A 16,643-nucleotide genomic window follows, 5' to 3' on the forward strand; every position below is an offset into this window, starting at 1 on the left:
CAGGCACCGCAGGCGGGGTTCCGCTTCACCAGCTGGCCCTTGGTACGCAGCGACTGGCTCCTGGTGAAGCGCAAGCCGTCTTATCGATGGTCCGCGGGTACGAGGTTGAGGTTGAGGCTGCGGCTGCGCGGCTGCGGGCGGCCTGGATTATCCACACCTTGAAAGTTGTCCACAGATTGGACGCGGAGCCTCTCTCAAAGAAAAGCCCCTGAATCAAAAAGGCTTAGAGTCCCGACCATGGGAAGTTTCACCACGGCCGAGTTACGTGCACTCGGCATCGGAGAGAAAAAGACCAGAGCCCTCCTACAACAAGGCAGACTAACTAAATTAGTACGTGGCCTCTACATTGACGACCACTCTCCCGCCTCAGTCGCCCGAGCAATCACAGGGCATTACAAAAAGATTGCTCTAAGCGGTAAAAGCGCAGCTCAAATCCACTTGAGACTTCCCCTGACATTTCCTATCCAGACGGAAGGCGCGGGATCAGTTCAGGCCGAAACCTTCTCTATTAGGCATAGCCGCCTGCCGGCCTGCACCAGCATCAATGGCCTTCCAGTTGTCGAAGCACTCTGGGCAGCACGAGCTTCAAAAGACTATGCACGCAGAATCCTGGAAACACACTACGCCGGCCGGGACGGCGAGAAGCGACTCAACCACGACCTCAGCCGGATGCGGAAAGTCCCCGCATGGCTGCGTGAAACCATCGCCACCACGCCGATCGGCGCATGCAGCGAACTCGAGCGCAAGCTGGCTCGCCCATTGATTAAGCGCGGGTACCGGATCCGAATGAACCACTTCATCGGCCCCTACTGCTTCGATATCCTACTTGACCAGTGGAAAATAGCCATCGAAGTCGACTCCGAGAAGTACCACGCGAACGAGGACTCATTCATCTCAGATCGTTGGAAGACCAACTCCGGCACGCTGCACGGCTGGATAGTCCTGCGGTTCACAGACTCATGCATCAATTGGAATCTCGACAGCGTCCTCGACGAAATCGAGCAGGCAATCCGATGGGTACAAAAGCGCCGTCCCCGCGTGGACTATAAACCAGGATGGCCTGCCTGCCAGAAAGTCTGGGAGTGGAATCCAACGGTTGGCTACGCCAACAAGCAATGACACCTGTCATGGGCAATTCGTGACACCACCTATACGTCCATACCTCTAATCCGCGCTGAACTTGGAACTATGAATCCGGACGTAATTCTCGAGTTCTCCAATATCACCAAGCAATTCAGCAAAGGCCAGGTAACCGCACTCGATGATGTCAGCGCCACCGTCCGCCGCGGTGAGGTCGTCGCCATCCTCGGTGAAAACGGCGCAGGCAAAACCACACTTATCGATCTCATCCTCGGCCTGACCACACCCACCGCCGGCCGCATCGAAGTCAACGGCCAATCATCCAGGAACGCGGTCAATGCTCAGCAGGTCGGCGCTATCTTGCAGACGGGCGGTTTGCTTCCCGACGTAACGGTCGAGGACACACTCAAGATGATTGCCAGTGGCTATTCGGAGCATGTGGCGTTGGCGGACGTCGTAAAGCAAGCGCGGCTGGAACCCTTGCTGAAGCGGAAAGTCGGTAAGTGCTCGGGCGGTGAGCAGCAGCGATTGAAGTTTGCGTTGGCCCTGCTCGGTGATCCGGAGTTGATTGTGTTGGATGAGCCGACAGCGGGGATGGATCCGAGTGCGCGGCGCAATTTTTGGGCGGATATTCATGCCCGGGCGGAGCGTGGCACGACGGTGTTGTTCACCACGCATTACATGGATGAGGCGGAGGATTTTTCGAAACGAATCATCATGCTGCACAAGGGGCGTATCATGGCGGACTTGGATACGCCGAGCATGCTTGCGCTGAGTAAATCAGTGCTGGTTGAGGCTAATTTTCCGGGTGCGGCACCGGAGCTTTCAGAGCGCACTGAGGTCGATGAGGTCACCTGGTTGAGTAGCGCTGCTGGGGAACCGGCCGGGACCAGTAGGCGCGTGCGGCTGCGGACACGGGATTCGGACTCACTGCTTCGTCACTTGGTAACGGAGACGGATGCGACCGACTTCACGGTCCAGCGCGCGAAGCTTGATGACATTTTCATTTCTATGCAGCGTGACGCAGATGTTGCAGCTGATGCCACGCCCGATGTCGCCGTGGCTGCTGGGAACTAAAGGAAATAACTGGAAAGGATTGCCATGACGTACACCGCGACTGAAACTTCGTCCGACATACCCGGCGCGACTGCTGGTACCAGCGCAACAAAGCTAACTGAATCCCACGGCCTGTCGACATACATCGCCATTCAGATCAAACGCTATCTGTCCGACTGGTCGAACCTGTTCTTCTCCATCGGCCTGCCCATCTTGTTCTTTCTGGTGTTCGGTGCCTCGCTCGACCGCGGCGGCGATGCCTTCCCTCACGGCAATGTCACCGCCTACGTGATGATTGGCATGGCTATTTACGGCGGCGTCACAGCAGCGGTGGCCAGCGCCGGACAAACGATTATGGAGCAAACCACGGGATGGGGTCGCCAGCTTGCGCTGACACCAATGTCGACGTCGCGTATTGTACTAAGCCAGGCAATTCTGGTGCTCTTCGCCGCAGTGTTGCCGATTGCGGCAATGTATCTTCTCGGCCTCGTCATCGGCGCCGAGATGGAGCCACGGGCCTGGATTGTCAGCTTCATTCTCTGTGTTGTAACCTGTCTGCCGTTTGGTTTCTACGGCTATGCCTGGGCACTGCTGCTGCCGAAGCCGTCAGCGCTCAGTATCGCGTCGGGCTCGATTGTCGTGCTGTCTTACCTCGGTAACCTCTTTATCCCGATGCAGGGCACGTTGCTGGCAATCAGCCGCTTCACGCCACTGTTCGGTTCTGTGACTCTGTCGAGGTATCCGCTGACCGCAGGTCTTACTCCCAGCACGGATACTGGTGCAGGACTCTACACCGAGCCACTGTGGGTGCCCATTGTCAATGTTGCAGTGTGGAGCATCCTGCTAATCGGCTTCTGCATATATCTGAACAAGCGCGAGAAGTCGCGGCTGTAAATAGCGCGGCGAAACACGGCTAGATAGCAAACCCAAGCGATAGCCATCGCCTCCATCTAACCTGTGACTAACTAGACCAACTTCCCTCTGCCACCGACCGAGACCGCCTAGGCATCTATGACAACCACTTTGCGACGCAGCTTCAGCCATCCCTTCCAGGGATTCCATGTCTACTCCGCACTGTCGGCTGGCATCTGGATTGTGGTTTTACCCTTCGTCTTCTTCGGTTTCGGCGCCGAAAAGGTCGCTCAGATAACTGCGCTGATTGTCAGCTTTGCGCTGGTGTACATCTTCATCTGGGGCTCACTTCACTACTATCCTCGCGGCTGGTTGCAACGAGCTCGCAACATACTTGCCCTGTGCATAGTCGCAGCGTTCGGCCTGCTCTCCATCCCGCTTGTGGGAAACGGCGCCAGCGCATTCCTGCCATTTGTCGCAGCATTGCTCAGTTGGATGCTGCCCATCATCCCCGCCATCCTCAGCATTGGCGTGCTCGGCGCAACAATCGTTACCATTAGTCATTTCTTGGCTCCGGAAAGCGGTCTCATCTTACCCATCGATGCCCTGTTTTGGGCCGTCGTTGTCTGCTGCGTTGTTCAACTCAGCAGGTTCTCCCAGGAACGAGCCCAGCTCAACCAGGAAATTGAGCTCAGCCAGCAGCGCGACTCCATCGCCCGCGATGTCCACGACGTGCTGGGCCATTCGCTGACGGTCATCTCGCTCAAATCTGAAGTCGCGCGGCGTTTGGTCCACACCAACCCCGATGCCGCCGCTGCCGAACTCGAGGCCATCACCGCTCTGTCGCGCACATCGCTTGCCGAAGTCCGCTCAACAGTCACACGCATGCGCCAGCCGGATCTCGCAGGCGAGCTCGCCGCCGCCGCGCGGGCATTCCACACCGCACACATTGAGGCTTCGCTTCCCGACGATTCCAGCGGTGTAACCACCAATGCGAAACTCTTCTCCTGGGTGATTCGCGAGGCCACCACCAATATCATTCGGCATTCTGAGGCGGAGAATGTCTCAATCGAACTCACACCATCCAGCGTGGAAATCATCGACGATGGCATCGGCTTCGACATTTCCGACCTAGGCTGCGATTCCTCCGCGGCTACCACGGGCGAAGGCCAAACTGTCGCCGCTGGTGGATTGGCTGGGCTGAAGCAGCGTGTCCAGGATGCTGGCGGTGACCTCATTATCGAGTCCGCACCAGGTCGCGGCACTCGCCTTGTGGCCACGATGACGCAGTCACGCTTGCAGCGCTCGCACCGCTCCCACCACGCGGGCCGTTCATCCACCACAAGCTCCAAAAACCACCTCACTGACACAACCGTCACCGAATATGCGCGGGAGAATAGATGATTCGCGTTCTCATAGCTGATGATCAGCACCTAGTTCGAGGGGCTTTAAAGGCTCTACTGGAAACCGAACCGGACTTGGACATCGTGGCTGAAGCCGCCGACGGCATTGAAACAACGCAAAAAGTCATCGAGCAGGACGTCGATGTCGCGCTTATTGACATCGAAATGCCGCGCCTCAACGGCATTGACACCATCGCGAAAATTTCTGACCACTGCCGCTGCCTCGTCGTCACTACTTTTGCTCGCCCCGGCTACCTCAAACGCGCACTTCAGGCCGGTGCCAGCGGATTCCTGGCAAAGGACACGCCTCCTGAGCAGCTCGCAGAAGCTATTCGACGCGTCCACTCCGACCTCCGAGTCATCGATCCGGCCTTGGCCGAGGCCTCACTTTTCACGGCCGACTCTCCCCTGACCGACCGCGAAGTCGAGATCGCTCGACTGATTCTCCAAGGCGCTGATACGGGCACAATCGCCGGCCAGCTCTTCATTGCCAAGGGCACGGTGCGCAATCAGGTGTCGTCAATTATCACGAAGACGAATACCTCAAACCGCGTCGAGGCCGCGAAAACTGCTCGCGACAATGGTTGGCTCTAGAAAACAGGTCGAAATACCGCCCTGATTTTCATCGAATCGTTATTACTTTCATAGTGCGAAAACTCCCTACTGCCCACTGCGTGACGCCTACGAACACCCACCACACCTTTGCTTCACGACGTGCACTCATCGCCGGTATCCTCGCCACAACCGCATTGACCTTCACCGCCTGCTCTCAAAACGACGGCGCAGTAACTAGCCAATCGGCAGCTGACACCGCCACCATGACTCAGACTGACGGCAACGCATCAAACGCAAACTCAGAGAATAGGCCGAACCCAACCGGCTCAAACTCTGATGCTGGCGGCAGCAATAACGGTGGCGCTGCCGGAAACTCCGACGACACCTCCGACGATGCAAATTCTTCCGAGCCGGCCCCATCACAAAATGGTGGACAAACCAATGGGGATACGGAAACCACGTCTTCGTCGTCAAGCGAAAATGCAGACATCGGCCAGGCGATGAGGGACATCATCTACAGCAACTCGTCGCCGGGGACCACGTTTACCGGGGGCGAGGAGATGACTGTTTGCGTGTATGGCGATGGTTACCGCACGAATCTGGTCGTTGCCGGGCCGAATACCAGCTGTGAGTTTGCCACCGAGGTCTTCCATCAGCAGACCGACGGTCTCAACGCCACCACTGATAACATTCGCGATAATTTGAAGCCGAATATTCAGGCAACGAGCCCTGCGACCGGCCAGACCTACGATGTCAGCTGCGGCACGCAGGGCGATGGTGTCGTGGCGTGCAGCGGCGGAAACGACGCACGGATTTATATCAATTAGCGTTGATTGCCATTTCGGGAGCAGGCATTTCGTCTTCACTCGTTGACAGCGCAATTGCTGAATACTGCCCTGGCCGATTGATCAGTTTCGACAGACTTGCGGTAATGGCAGGCAACGATTTCACATCGGTGTAGGTCAAGTACCGAGACTTCCATACAGGCTTGAACTTCTCCTTGTAATTGCGCAGCCCGCGGAAGTTATAAATCCGTCCGCCGTAGTTGTACACCAAATAGATCGTTTTTTCGCTGAGCCTAGAATGCGGTCGGGCACCTGTGTTTGACATTGGTGCCATGCCAAAATTGAACTCGGTATATCCATGGTTCTTTGCCCACTCCATCAGATTCACGAAAATGCCATCCATCACGCCATCTGGCGCATCGGGGCGAATGCGCATCAAATCCACCGACGCAACGCTTAACCCCTGCGGCATTAGCGATGCGAACCCTTCAATACGATCTGAGTCTGCCGATCGGACTATGGCAATCGGTGCACGAGATAGATAATTCTCGTCGAAGAAGCCGAGAGAAAAACTCATTTCTGTGCGCTTTCCGAGCCACGCCTGCGATGCATCTCGCAATTCCGTAATGAGGTCTGGACTGTACGGTGCTTCGACAATTTCAAAAGTACAAGCGGAGCTTTCCAACTTGTTGTGCATGCGCCGGAAGGTCTTGCCCTTACTACCGACTCTCGTGAAGCCAGAAATATCAACCGTCGCATCTTCACCTAATTTGACCAGGCTCATCCCCTCATTGACGCACCGCGCCAAATGCTCTTCGCCCACTTCATAGAATGCGACGGAACACTGAAAGGTGTCTGCATAATCAATAAAGTCCGCGAATAATTGATTGAAAGAATCCGGGTCGCCAAATGGGTCACCGAGTGCAATCAATGTCGTACCCTGCGGGCGATACAACAGTGCTGCTCTATCCGCACCATTTCGCTTATCGACGGTAAAGAAGACCTGCTTGTCGCCTAGGTAATATAGGTGCGAGAAAGCATTTCCACCCCATTTTGCAATCAGCTTCTCGAAACGACGTGTCTGCTCTTCGCATGGCTCCTCAAACTCTGGAGCGCGGCAACGAGAAAACAATACCGCAATTGCCACTGCGCAGGCGAGCATTACGTAGAAAAGAATCATTGGCCAGTGGGTATTGGCATGATGGGATGGTGCGGGTACATTGACCACCTTGTTTACCCGAAGCGCATGCCAACTCGAAAGCACGATTGGAATAGCAATCGCCAGAGCTGCCGTCGGCACGAAACTACTCCACTTTAATGGGAGTGGATCTCGGTCAAAGGCACTGCGCGATGCAAATAGTGCTAGTGCAAAGACCGCGAGATAAATAGCCTCTTCATAGTCGATTCCGCGGGCTAAACAAGCAACAGCTGCCACACCGAGCAAGACCAAGACCAGCTGGTAACAACGCCTAACTCGCTGGTTAATCCCGCGCGCCAAGATAAGTAACATGACTGCGGTAAATAACACTGTCAAGTGCGATGCCTTCCGCACAGTACTTGGCAAAACCTCTTGGATGATTTGAATACGAGAGGCGATTTCAGGTGTTAGCGCTGAGATAAAGAGCAGGAGGCTAGAAAAAACGGTTACTAAAGCCAGCACCCGCGCCATGACACGGTGCGGAAAATCGGACTCGAGTTCTTTCACGCTGTCGGCGACCCACACGACCGTGGCCAACAGCCACGGAACGATGTAATAGAAAACGCGATACAGTACCAGCCCAAGCAAAACTTGATTAGTGTCGAGGCCAAGTTTGGCGCACAGTGCAATCACCGTGAGGTCGAAGCTACCGGCACCCGCGGGCAGGAAAGATAGCAATCCGGCCAAAGTCGCGGTTGCAAAAATAAAGATAGCAATTGGGAATGAGAAATACAGTGTGAAGACACGAACACATGCCCAGAAAAATAGCCCAGCTGCGGCCCAATCGATAACAGAGGCGCCGAGAAGATTCCACTTTTCGCGCATTCCTATCTGCGCAAACCTCGTTTTTCTTAAATCGATCACCCCAAGTTTCAATCTGTCCGCCAAGAAAAACAGCGGTAGATACATACATGAGATTATCGCGACGATAATTAACCAGCCATCGAAATGCACTGCGTACGGCAAAGTTATTGCCAACAGTACGAATAATCCAAGTAGGTTGGCAGCCCACACACTGGCCGAAACTCCAATGGACTTATCTCGGTCCGCACCCGCCCAGGTATAGTATTTTGCGCGAATTGTGCCTCCGGTGAGACCGCCAAATCCGGCAAAATTATTAAAGGCCTGCGCAATCCAACCGATTTTCAACGCTTCGCGCGGTGACACCTCCACACCGGCGTATTTGGAAGCGACCAAATCGTAGAGCCCCGTCGCGCTGAACGCAATCAGTCCCAATGCCATGATGATTGCATTTACGTGCATCGACGTATCAACAAATATTTCTCGAAGTTGGCTTCCTGAAATAGCGGCAAACTGGTCACGAGCGACAAGCACGATAATGGAGATTATCACAATATAGAAAACAATCTTTAAGATTTTTCCGTGCGCCTTAAGCCACTGAAATAACGATTGTAGCGTCATATCCTTGAAATCCAATCTTTTATCTCGAAGTTGATCTAAACAGACAGCCCACTTTTAATGGCGTATTGGGAAACATATTTAGTAGTCTTGCGACTTAGTGGCTCGGCGTCCGAATAAGATTCATTTTCGCCGCGAGCCAGGGAAGCTCGTCGTCAAGCGACTTCTCCCACACCTTCCATTCGTGCGTTCCAGAATAGGTGCGCTCCTGTACGTCCATTCCCTGGCTATGCCCGGCTCGGCAGACCTTCCAGAGCCCTTCGATGACGTCTCTAGGTTCCTTATCGCCAATGGAACAAAATGCGGAATACCCGGTGAAATCCTCCCCCGAGGAAAAAATCGAAAGTGGATTGTTTTCCTCAAATGCGGCCTTGTCACCGCCAAATCCCTTGTCGATAGTCGTCTCAAGGTTGTGCAGATTTGGAAACTCCTCACCCGACATGTCCAAAACGGTGCGGTACGGCCCACCTTTACGGCTGAGAACCTGCATTGCGCAGGTACCTCCATTGGACAATCCGCCAACAGCCCACGATTGCGGTCGAGTGTCTACTTGGAAGTGTTCCTCTAGCCACGCCGGTACGTCATGTTCCAGATAGGTTGCGACCGCCCCATTTTCAGTATCGGAGCAGAGCGGGTTCTTGAAGCTCGAAGAAAGCTGATCAGCAATCGCCACAATCGGCGCCAATCCATTGTGTTGCTCAGCAAAGCGGTCCATAGTGTTTTTTAGGTCACCGTTTACCAACCAATCCTTAGGCGTACCCGGCTGTCCTGGCATTAGCACAAGCACAGGCAGCAGCGGACGCGGTCGAGTAAAATATGCCGGAGGAAGGTAGACGATGGAGGGGCGCGGAGAGAAGTTAGTAGCAGGGATATCGGCTTGAACGAGAACGCTACTATCAGTACCTATATTTTCGGCTTGGCGTGGCCGCCACCGTTGTTCCAAGGATGTTTGTTTTGCCGACTCACTGTCACCGGGACGATAAACATCCGCGACCGGCGCGAGCCCATCTACCTCGCCAAAAGCCTGCACTTTGCCTGGTCCGCGTAGCACCTGGGCCAAGTTTGCATACGTGCCATAGTGAATATTGGGAACGGCATAGGCGCCGAGTACTGATAGTGAGCAGACGAGAAGACCCGCAATGATGCGCCTAGGCTTCTTGGAAGACGCAATTACAACTAGAGCAACGATGCCGGACAAGCCAGATGCGAATGGTCCGAAAACTTCAATACCGATGTAGTCCGGGATCGGTCGCCACACCTTATTAAGCACATACCAGCCGATGGTGCTCACCACAGAGACAGCCACTACAATCGCGCAAACTTGAATTAGTCCCGATTTTCTAGAGCTGTTCCCCTTTGCAACCAGCCAAAGGAGAAACCCGAGAGTCAGCAGCATTAGTATAACTGCGATAATTTCTGGAACTCTGCCACGCAGCTGTACCAATTTGGCAGCCTCAAGGGCGTACCACGACCAATCTTGCATGCGGTAAAGACTATTTTTTAAAAGGAAGAGAATGCACAGAATATCTGAAGCTCTTGTCTAGAATTGTCGCTTCGATTTGTAGCGCTCAGAGATGGCACGCCAAAGCTGGTGTACACAGCTTCGCGGACTGACGACCATCACATCCTGCAGCTTCATGCTTCGAACTCATGAGATTCCACCTACAGTAAATACCATGACCGTTTCCCGCTTGCGCCCTTTCGGCGAGACCATTTTCGCCACCATGTCCCGCCTCGCCACTGAGTACGATGCAATCAATCTTGGGCAGGGCTTCCCCGATTGGGACGGGCCGGCGGAGGTACTCGCTGAGGCGCAGCATCAGATAGCTGGCGGAAATAACCAGTACGGACCCGGCCGCGGTATGAAGGTGCTCCGCGAGGCCATCGTCGCCGATCGCGCCCGCCGCACGGGACAGGTCTACGATGCCGACACTGAATGCCTGGTCACCGTCGGCGCCACGGAAGCGATTGCCGCCACCGCCTTGGGGCATCTCGAACCCGGCAGCCACGTCATCGTCATCGAGCCGTACTACGACTCGTACAAAGCCGCCATCGCACTGGCTAACTGCACATATACCGCGGTGCCGCTCATTCCCACGGCCTCAGACACCGAACGCTTCTGGTCGCTCGACCGCAGTGCACTTGCCGATGCCGTCACCGCCGAAACGGCCATGATCATCATCAATTCGCCGCACAATCCCACCGGCACCATCCTCACAAACGAGGACTTGCAGGCTATCGCCGATGTCGCCATCGCAAACAATCTGCTTGTGCTTGCCGACGAAGTCTACGAACGCCTGTACTTCAACGGATTGTCACACTCTTCCATCAGCACTCTGCCGGGCATGCGTGAGCGCACCATTGTCGTGTCCAGCGCCGCAAAGACCTTCAACGTCACCGGCTGGAAGATTGGCTGGACGCTCGCTCCGGCCGAGTTGCTCGATGGCGTGGTCAAGGCCAAGCAGTTCTTGAGCTACGTCGGTGCTACTCCCCTCCAGCCGGCGGTCGCCCGTGGCCTGAAAGAATGTGCTCCATGGGTGGATGAGCTAGCGAGCCAACTCGAAGGCAACATGCGGCTCCTCGCCGATGGGCTGGAGGGCCTTGGCGCCGACGTCTTCACGCCGCAGGCAGGGTATTTTGTCGTCGCCGATGTCTCGAGCTGGGGGCATGGAGACGCACTGGAGACCTGCACCCGCCTAGTCAAGGAATGCCGAGTCGCAGCTATCCCCGTCACCGCCTTTGTGGATGACCCGGAGTCAGAAAAATACCGCTACCTGGTGCGATTCGCTTTCTGCAAGCGCGCCGAGGTGATTGAGGAGGCGATCGCGCGGCTGCGGGATTATCTTGCCGGTCGGTCTTCCTCCTAGATGGGCTTCCGCTGGTCAGTCTGCTTGCGGAACTGTTTACTGGTCGGACTGCTATTGCCCGGCCTGTAGCTGACGAATCTGGTTCAGCGGCTGAATAATCCGCTCCCAAATCCGGTCGACCTGGCGCACGAGATCCTCCTCGGTACCTGAGTTTTCCAGCACCACATCGGCGAACTGCAAACGCTTATCGTCGCTGATTTGCTTAGCGATGCGCTGCTTCGCATCCTCTCGGTCTACACCGCGGCTTTCCACCAGACGGTCGAGACGGACCTCCACCGGGGTATGCACAACCACGACGAGGTCCTGCACTTCCGACTGCCCCATTTCAATTAGCAGCGGCGAGTCGAACACGATGATGGCGTCACCTGCCGCGTTGAACTGCTCTTCGGTGCGCTGCTCAATACGCGGGTGAGTGATGGAGTTCAGCAGCTCCGTCTTCTCCGCGGATACGAAGGCCCGCTTCGCAAGCTCGCCGCGGTTGAGGGAGCCGTCGTCAAGCAAAATGCCCTCGCCGAAAGCTTCGGCGAGTTCGGCCAGCGCCGGTTCGCCGGGTTCGACGACGTCACGAGCAATCTGATCAGCGTCGATGATGGCGGCACCGAGCTCGGCAAACCTACGGGCGACCGTAGATTTTCCACTGCCCATGCCACCGGTTAGTCCTACTTTGAGCATGTCTCTAAGGGTACGTCGACACGCCCCGGCACGTTAGTGCTTTACGACGAGATCCTCGATGCGGTAGCCCTCTTCAACGGGATCCGGGTTGACTGAATCCGGAGCGGTACCGTTACCAAATGGGCTGCCACCAAGGTCTTCACGACCGTGCGGCTGGAGCAGGTCGAAGAGCTCCGGGCCCTTCGGGACAATACCTAAAGGATTGAGGTCGCGGTGGACCTCGTAGTAGTGGCGCTTGATATCGACAAAGTCAGTGGTGTCGCCGAAGCCCGGAGTCTGGAAGAGATCACGCAGGTAGTTGTATAGAACCGGCATCTCGGAGATCTTGTTCCGGTTGCACTTGAAGTGGCCGTGGTAGACCGCATCGAAGCGGATGAGGGTCGTGTAAAGGCGAATGTCGGCCTCAGTGATGTGGTCGCCCATGAGGTAGCGGCGGGTCTCTAAGCGCTCAGATACCTTGTCTAGGGCACTGAACAGTCGGTCGTAAGCTTTGTCGTAGGAGTCTTGCGAACCCGCGAAGCCGCAGCGGTAGACACCGTTATTGATTTCGGTGTAGATGAACTGCATGAGCTCATCCATTTCCTCGCGCATCTCCACCGGGTAGAGATCCGGGGCGCCGTGGCGATGAAACTCGGTCCACTCGGTAATGAAATCCAAGGTGATCCAGGGGAAGTCGTTGGTCACAACCTCGCCCGATTCAATCTCGACGATGGCCGGGACGGTAATGCCCCGCTGGTAGTCCGGGAAGCGCTTTAGGAATGCCTCCTGCAGGCGCTCGTAGCCGAGTATTTCGTCGCGGCCACCTGACCCCTTGTCGAATGTCCAGGAGCGGGCATCGTGAACCGGCCCTGGAATTCCGACCGAAATTGCATCTTCCAAGCCGAGCAGCCTGCGAACGATAAGCGTGCGGTGTGCCCACGGGCACGCACGAGCCGCAACAAGACGGTAGCGCCCGGCTTCAACGGGCCACGTCTTAATCCCCTCGCCTACCTCGCGACCGTTCTTAACAATGCGGTCATTGATATAGCGAGTATCGCGGTTAAAGTCTTTGCCCTCCTGGGAGTACACACCGCCGGTGGAATGGGAGGAGTCCTCTATCTGGTTAGCTTCATACTTTGTTGTCATATCATCAACCATATGGGTAGGCAGACAGGCTGTCAACGGCGGCCAGAACAGACAGAGCCACCAAATCGACAGGGCAACCACGGCCATAAGGGCCACCAAGGCCATTAGGACGGCTTGAGCTTCGCCAGCAGCCGGTTACTGTGCAGCAAGCCACTTCTGGTGAAGCGCAAGCCCGCCTTAGGCAACAGCGGTGCCACCTTCATGGCCCAAAGTCCCAACACCAGGACCAAAAATGCAGCAAGCCCCCAAGCCGCCACTAGAAAAAAGGCCGAGCGGGTGCCCGTCGTAAAGCAAAGAAGGCACGAAAAAGCCCCAGCGAGGAAAACCTCGCCGGGGCGATTTCTCAAAGGGACGTATAAGCCCTTAGCGGTCTAGCTTAGTTGCCAGCCAGCTTCTCACGCAGAGCAGCGAGCTGCTCGTCGGAAGCCAGGGTGCCGCCTGCGTTGTCTGCAGCCGGTGCGGCCGGAGCAGCCGGAGCTGCCTCGCCGGACTCGGAGGAGTAGTTCGAAGCAGTCTCTGCAGCCTCGGCAGCTGCAGCGCGGTGACGCTCGATCTGGGCAGCGTGCAGCTGGTGGTGACGCTCCGCCTCTGCGTAGCGAGCCTCCCACTCTGCGCGCTGGGTCTCGAAGCCCTCCATCCACTCGTTGGTCTCCGGGTCGAAGCCCTCCGGGAAGATGTAGTTGCCCTGCTCGTCGTAGGAGTCGCCCATGCCGTACTTGGTCGGGTCGAACTCTTCGGTGAAGTCCTCGTCAGCCTGCTTGAGGGACAGGGAGATACGACGACGCTCGAGGTCGATATCGATGACCTTGACCATGACCTGCTCGTCGACGGAGACGATCTGGTCCGGAACATCGATGTGGCGGGAAGCCAGCTCGGAGATGTGAACCAGACCCTCGATGCCTTCCTCGACGCGGACGAACGCACCGAACGGAACCAGCTTGGTGACCTTGCCCGGTACAATCTGGCCGATTGCGTGAGTGCGGGCAAAGACGCGCCACGGATCTTCCTGAGCAGCCTTCAGGGACAGGGAAACGCGCTCGCGGTTCAGGTCGACCTCGAGAACCTCGACGGTGACCTCGTCGCCAACCTGGACAACCTCGGACGGGTGGTCGATGTGCTTCCAGGACAGCTCGGAAACGTGAACCAGGCCGTCAACACCGCCGAGATCGACGAATGCGCCGAAGTTGACGATGGAGGAAACGACACCCTTGCGGACCTGGCCCTTCTGCAGCTGGTGCAGGAACTCGGAGCGGACCTCAGACTGGGTCTGCTCGAGCCATGCACGGCGGGACAGAACGACGTTGTTGCGGTTCTTGTCGAGCTCGATGATCTTGGCCTCAATCTCCTGGCCGATGTACGGCTGGAGGTCGCGGACACGACGCATCTCGACGAGGGAAGCCGGCAAGAAGCCGCGCAGGCCGATGTCGAGGATCAGGCCGCCCTTGACGACCTCAATGACGGTACCGGTAACCGGCTCGTCGTTCTCCTTGAGCTGCTCGATGGTGCCCCAAGCACGCTCGTACTGAGCGCGCTTCTTGGACAGGATGAGGCGGCCTTCCTTGTCTTCCTTGGTCAGGACCAGCGCGTCGATCTCATCGCCAACTTCGACCACTTCGTCAGGGTCGACATCGTGCTTGATGGACAGTTCGCGGGAAGGAATGACACCTTCAGTCTTGTAGCCGATGTCGAGAAGAACCTCGTCGCGGTCAACCTTAACGACGGTGCCCTCAACGATGTCACCATCGTTGAAGTACTTCATCGTCGAGTCGACAGCGGCCAGGAAATCCTCAGCGGTGCCAATGTCGTTGATGGCAACCTGAGGGACGTTAGAAGTGGACATATAAGATGTGCTCCGAAGCGGATAGAAATCGAAAAACGGACAATTTCGGCCTTGCCCCTCAAAGAAACTCCTGGACAACCGGGCCAAATCCGCTTTCGGCGAATCTCGCCATTGGCAATTAGTTAACCCGATGTCCCCCGGAACTCGAGGCTGCAAAGTCGGCATGCTAATGCATACCTAGCGAACAATACCGATTTGAGCTGCGACATTCAAGTCCGCAACACGCCCTCGGTGAGTCCGCAAAAGGTCCGCCGGCCGCGACCTCCGCCCCGCCTTCGCACCACTAATGCGCAGCAGCATCCCAGTTCACACCAGCACCGATGGAAACATCCAGCGGTACCAGCAATTCAGCCGCCGAGTCCATCTCCCGATGCAACAGCTCCTTGATTGCCGCCTCTTCCCCATCTGCAACTTCCACAACCAGTTCGTCATGAACCTGCAGGAGGACACGCGAGCGCAACCCGCCGCGTCGTAAAGCATCGTCGACCCGGAGCATCGCAATCTTAATAATGTCTGCAGCGGACCCCTGAATCGGCGAGTTCAATGCCGCGCGTTCCGCGTTATCGCGAGCGATGCGGTTGTCGGCGTTGAGCTCCGGCAGGTAGCGGCGCCGATCGAACATCGTGGCCGTAAAGCCGTCCTTGCGCGCCTGCTCAACAACCTTGTGCAGGTAATCGCGCACGCCGCCGAAGCGCTCGAAGTAGTCCTCCATGAGCTTCTTCGCCTCGCGCTGCGGGATATCCAGCTGCTGAGCCAGACCAAAAGCGCTCAGACCGTAAGCCAGACCGTAGCTCATCGCCTTCACACGACGACGCAGCTCGGGCGTGACCTCATCAATGCCGACCCCGAAGACCTTCGAGCCGACGTAGTTATGCAGATCCTCGCCCTGTCGGTAGGCCTCAATCAGCCCCGGATCCTGCGACAGGTGCGCCATCACACGCATCTCAATCTGCGAGTAGTCCGCGGTAATCAGCTGCGCATAGCCATCGCCCACCACGAACGCCTCACGAATCCGTCGCCCGAACTCCGTGCGCACCGGAATATTCTGCAGATTCGGCTCCGTCGACGACAGGCGCCCCGTCGCCGCGACCGTTTGATTAAAGGTCGTATGAATACGGCCATCATCAGCGACGGCCTTAATCAATCCTTCCACGGTCGACTTCATCTTCTGCGACTCGCGGAACTTCAGCAGGTAATCCAGGAACGGATGCGGGTTGACCTTCGCCAGCCCCTCAATTTCCTTCGCCGCCGTGGAATAGCCAGTCTTCGTCTTCTTCGTCTTGGGCATTCCCAGCTGGTCAAACAGGACTTCTTGCAACTGCTTCGGCGATCCGAGATTCAGCTCAGGCTTATCGACGAGGTTGCGAGCCTCACTCTCCGCCTCATCGGTAGCCGCCTGCGCCTGCTTGTGAAGCTCCTCGAGCGCATCGACATCCACAGCGATACCGACGCGTTCCATCCGGCCAAGCACTGGAGCAAGCGGAACTTCCAGGTCGGCGTACACACTGTAGAGCCCGGCCTCGTCGAGTTCGACCGCCAGTCGTTCAGCCAGGTCGATAACGGCGGCGACATGGGAAGCGTCTTCGGCCGGGCCATCGAGCAGGGTCATCTGACCGTCGGCCTGCGAAAGAGTCTGCCCCAGGTGCCGCTGGACGACGTTGTCCAAGCTGTAACTGCGCTGACTTGGGCGCAGCAGGTACGCGGCCAAGAAAGTGTCGTGGATAACCCCCGCCAGCTCGAAGCCATAGTTCCAGAGCGCATGCATGGCCGATTTACAGTCATGCACCAGCT

The 16,643-nt window shown here is 56.7% G+C and carries 13 protein-coding genes; 7 read left to right on the plus strand and 6 right to left on the minus strand.

The features are described 5' to 3' along the window. The first annotated feature begins 237 nt into the window (after positions 1 to 237). The 6 genes from HMPREF3011_RS01380 to HMPREF3011_RS01405 all read left to right on the plus strand — a co-directional run bounded on the left by HMPREF3011_RS01380 (position 238) and on the right by HMPREF3011_RS01405 (position 5,773). Positions 238 to 1,119: a type IV toxin-antitoxin system AbiEi family antitoxin domain-containing protein gene (locus HMPREF3011_RS01380; RefSeq protein ID WP_038625665.1), complete on the plus strand. Its 882-nt coding sequence runs from the start codon at positions 238 to 240 to the stop codon at positions 1,117 to 1,119. 69 nt (positions 1,120 to 1,188) lie between these two features. Then, a complete protein-coding gene (locus HMPREF3011_RS01385; protein WP_005511996.1) occupies positions 1,189 to 2,157 on the plus strand; it encodes an ABC transporter ATP-binding protein in 969 nt (322 codons plus the stop codon). 24 nt (positions 2,158 to 2,181) lie between these two features. Continuing rightward, entirely contained in the window at positions 2,182 to 3,030 is an 849-nt protein-coding gene (locus tag HMPREF3011_RS01390) for an ABC transporter permease (protein ID WP_005511993.1), read from the plus strand. A gap of 117 nt (positions 3,031 to 3,147) precedes the next feature. Next, on the plus strand, positions 3,148 to 4,392 hold the full coding sequence (locus HMPREF3011_RS01395) for a sensor histidine kinase (RefSeq protein ID WP_016422916.1): 1,245 nt from the start codon (positions 3,148 to 3,150) through the stop codon (positions 4,390 to 4,392). Then, positions 4,389 to 4,985 (plus strand): response regulator transcription factor, encoded by a 597-nt coding sequence (locus HMPREF3011_RS01400; protein ID WP_070841014.1) that lies wholly within the window; start codon positions 4,389 to 4,391, stop codon positions 4,983 to 4,985. The genes HMPREF3011_RS01395 and HMPREF3011_RS01400 overlap by 4 nt, the downstream gene beginning before the upstream one ends. A gap of 80 nt (positions 4,986 to 5,065) precedes the next feature. Beyond that, positions 5,066 to 5,773 (plus strand): hypothetical protein, encoded by a 708-nt coding sequence (locus HMPREF3011_RS01405; RefSeq protein WP_070841015.1) that lies wholly within the window; start codon positions 5,066 to 5,068, stop codon positions 5,771 to 5,773. On the opposite strand, the gene mprF is transcribed toward HMPREF3011_RS01405, so the two are convergent. Both mprF and HMPREF3011_RS01415 read right to left on the minus strand, forming a co-directional pair. After that, positions 5,766 to 8,351 carry a bifunctional lysylphosphatidylglycerol flippase/synthetase MprF gene (gene mprF, locus HMPREF3011_RS01410; protein ID WP_070841016.1) on the minus strand — a complete coding sequence of 862 codons (2,586 nt, stop codon included), beginning with the start codon at positions 8,349 to 8,351 and terminating at the stop codon, positions 5,766 to 5,768. The genes HMPREF3011_RS01405 and mprF overlap by 8 nt on opposite strands. Before the next feature lie 94 nt (positions 8,352 to 8,445). Beyond that, positions 8,446 to 9,831, minus strand: coding sequence for an alpha/beta hydrolase (locus HMPREF3011_RS01415; protein ID WP_038625672.1), 1,386 nt, complete (start codon positions 9,829 to 9,831; stop codon positions 8,446 to 8,448). Between the two features lie 193 nt (positions 9,832 to 10,024). Here HMPREF3011_RS01415 and HMPREF3011_RS01420 point away from each other — a divergent pair, with 193 nt between their 5' ends. Beyond that, complete coding sequence (locus HMPREF3011_RS01420) at positions 10,025 to 11,215, plus strand: aminotransferase class I/II-fold pyridoxal phosphate-dependent enzyme (protein ID WP_038625674.1); 1,191 nt, start codon at positions 10,025 to 10,027, stop codon at positions 11,213 to 11,215. Between the two features lie 51 nt (positions 11,216 to 11,266). On the opposite strand, the gene coaE is transcribed toward HMPREF3011_RS01420, so the two are convergent. From coaE to polA, 4 genes are all read right to left on the minus strand, one after another. After that, positions 11,267 to 11,887 carry a dephospho-CoA kinase gene (coaE, locus tag HMPREF3011_RS01425; protein ID WP_038625675.1) on the minus strand — a complete coding sequence of 207 codons (621 nt, stop codon included), beginning with the start codon at positions 11,885 to 11,887 and terminating at the stop codon, positions 11,267 to 11,269. Between the two features lie 33 nt (positions 11,888 to 11,920). Continuing rightward, complete coding sequence (locus HMPREF3011_RS01430) at positions 11,921 to 13,012, minus strand: glutathione S-transferase family protein (RefSeq protein ID WP_224786630.1); 1,092 nt, start codon at positions 13,010 to 13,012, stop codon at positions 11,921 to 11,923. Positions 13,013 to 13,388: 376 nt separating this feature from the next. Then, positions 13,389 to 14,852 (minus strand): 30S ribosomal protein S1, encoded by a 1,464-nt coding sequence (rpsA, locus tag HMPREF3011_RS01440; protein WP_070841018.1) that lies wholly within the window; start codon positions 14,850 to 14,852, stop codon positions 13,389 to 13,391. A gap of 283 nt (positions 14,853 to 15,135) precedes the next feature. Then, positions 15,136 to 16,643: DNA polymerase I (polA, locus tag HMPREF3011_RS01445; RefSeq protein WP_070841019.1), on the minus strand; the 1,508-nt coding region annotated here is incomplete at its 5' end.

It is taken from the genome of Corynebacterium sp. HMSC074C04 (assembly GCF_001838295.1).
Taxonomy (GTDB): domain Bacteria; phylum Actinomycetota; class Actinomycetes; order Mycobacteriales; family Mycobacteriaceae; genus Corynebacterium; species Corynebacterium amycolatum.

Coding starts and splice junctions, on each gene's coding strand:
- HMPREF3011_RS01380 (WP_038625665.1), top strand. CDS start 238: ATGGGAAGTTTCACCACGGCCGAGTTACGTGCACTCGGCATCGGAGAG.
- HMPREF3011_RS01385 (WP_005511996.1), top strand. CDS start 1,189: ATGAATCCGGACGTAATTCTCGAGTTCTCCAATATCACCAAGCAATTC.
- HMPREF3011_RS01390 (WP_005511993.1), top strand. CDS start 2,182: ATGACGTACACCGCGACTGAAACTTCGTCCGACATACCCGGCGCGACT.
- HMPREF3011_RS01395 (WP_016422916.1), top strand. CDS start 3,148: ATGACAACCACTTTGCGACGCAGCTTCAGCCATCCCTTCCAGGGATTC.
- HMPREF3011_RS01400 (WP_070841014.1), top strand. CDS start 4,389: ATGATTCGCGTTCTCATAGCTGATGATCAGCACCTAGTTCGAGGGGCT.
- mprF (WP_070841016.1), bottom strand. CDS start 8,351: ATGACGCTACAATCGTTATTTCAGTGGCTTAAGGCGCACGGAAAAATC.
- HMPREF3011_RS01415 (WP_038625672.1), bottom strand. CDS start 9,831: ATGCAAGATTGGTCGTGGTACGCCCTTGAGGCTGCCAAATTGGTACAG.
- HMPREF3011_RS01420 (WP_038625674.1), top strand. CDS start 10,025: ATGACCGTTTCCCGCTTGCGCCCTTTCGGCGAGACCATTTTCGCCACC.
- coaE (WP_038625675.1), bottom strand. CDS start 11,887: ATGCTCAAAGTAGGACTAACCGGTGGCATGGGCAGTGGAAAATCTACG.
- HMPREF3011_RS01430 (WP_224786630.1), bottom strand. CDS start 13,012: ATGACAACAAAGTATGAAGCTAACCAGATAGAGGACTCCTCCCATTCC.
- rpsA (WP_070841018.1), bottom strand. CDS start 14,852: ATGTCCACTTCTAACGTCCCTCAGGTTGCCATCAACGACATTGGCACC.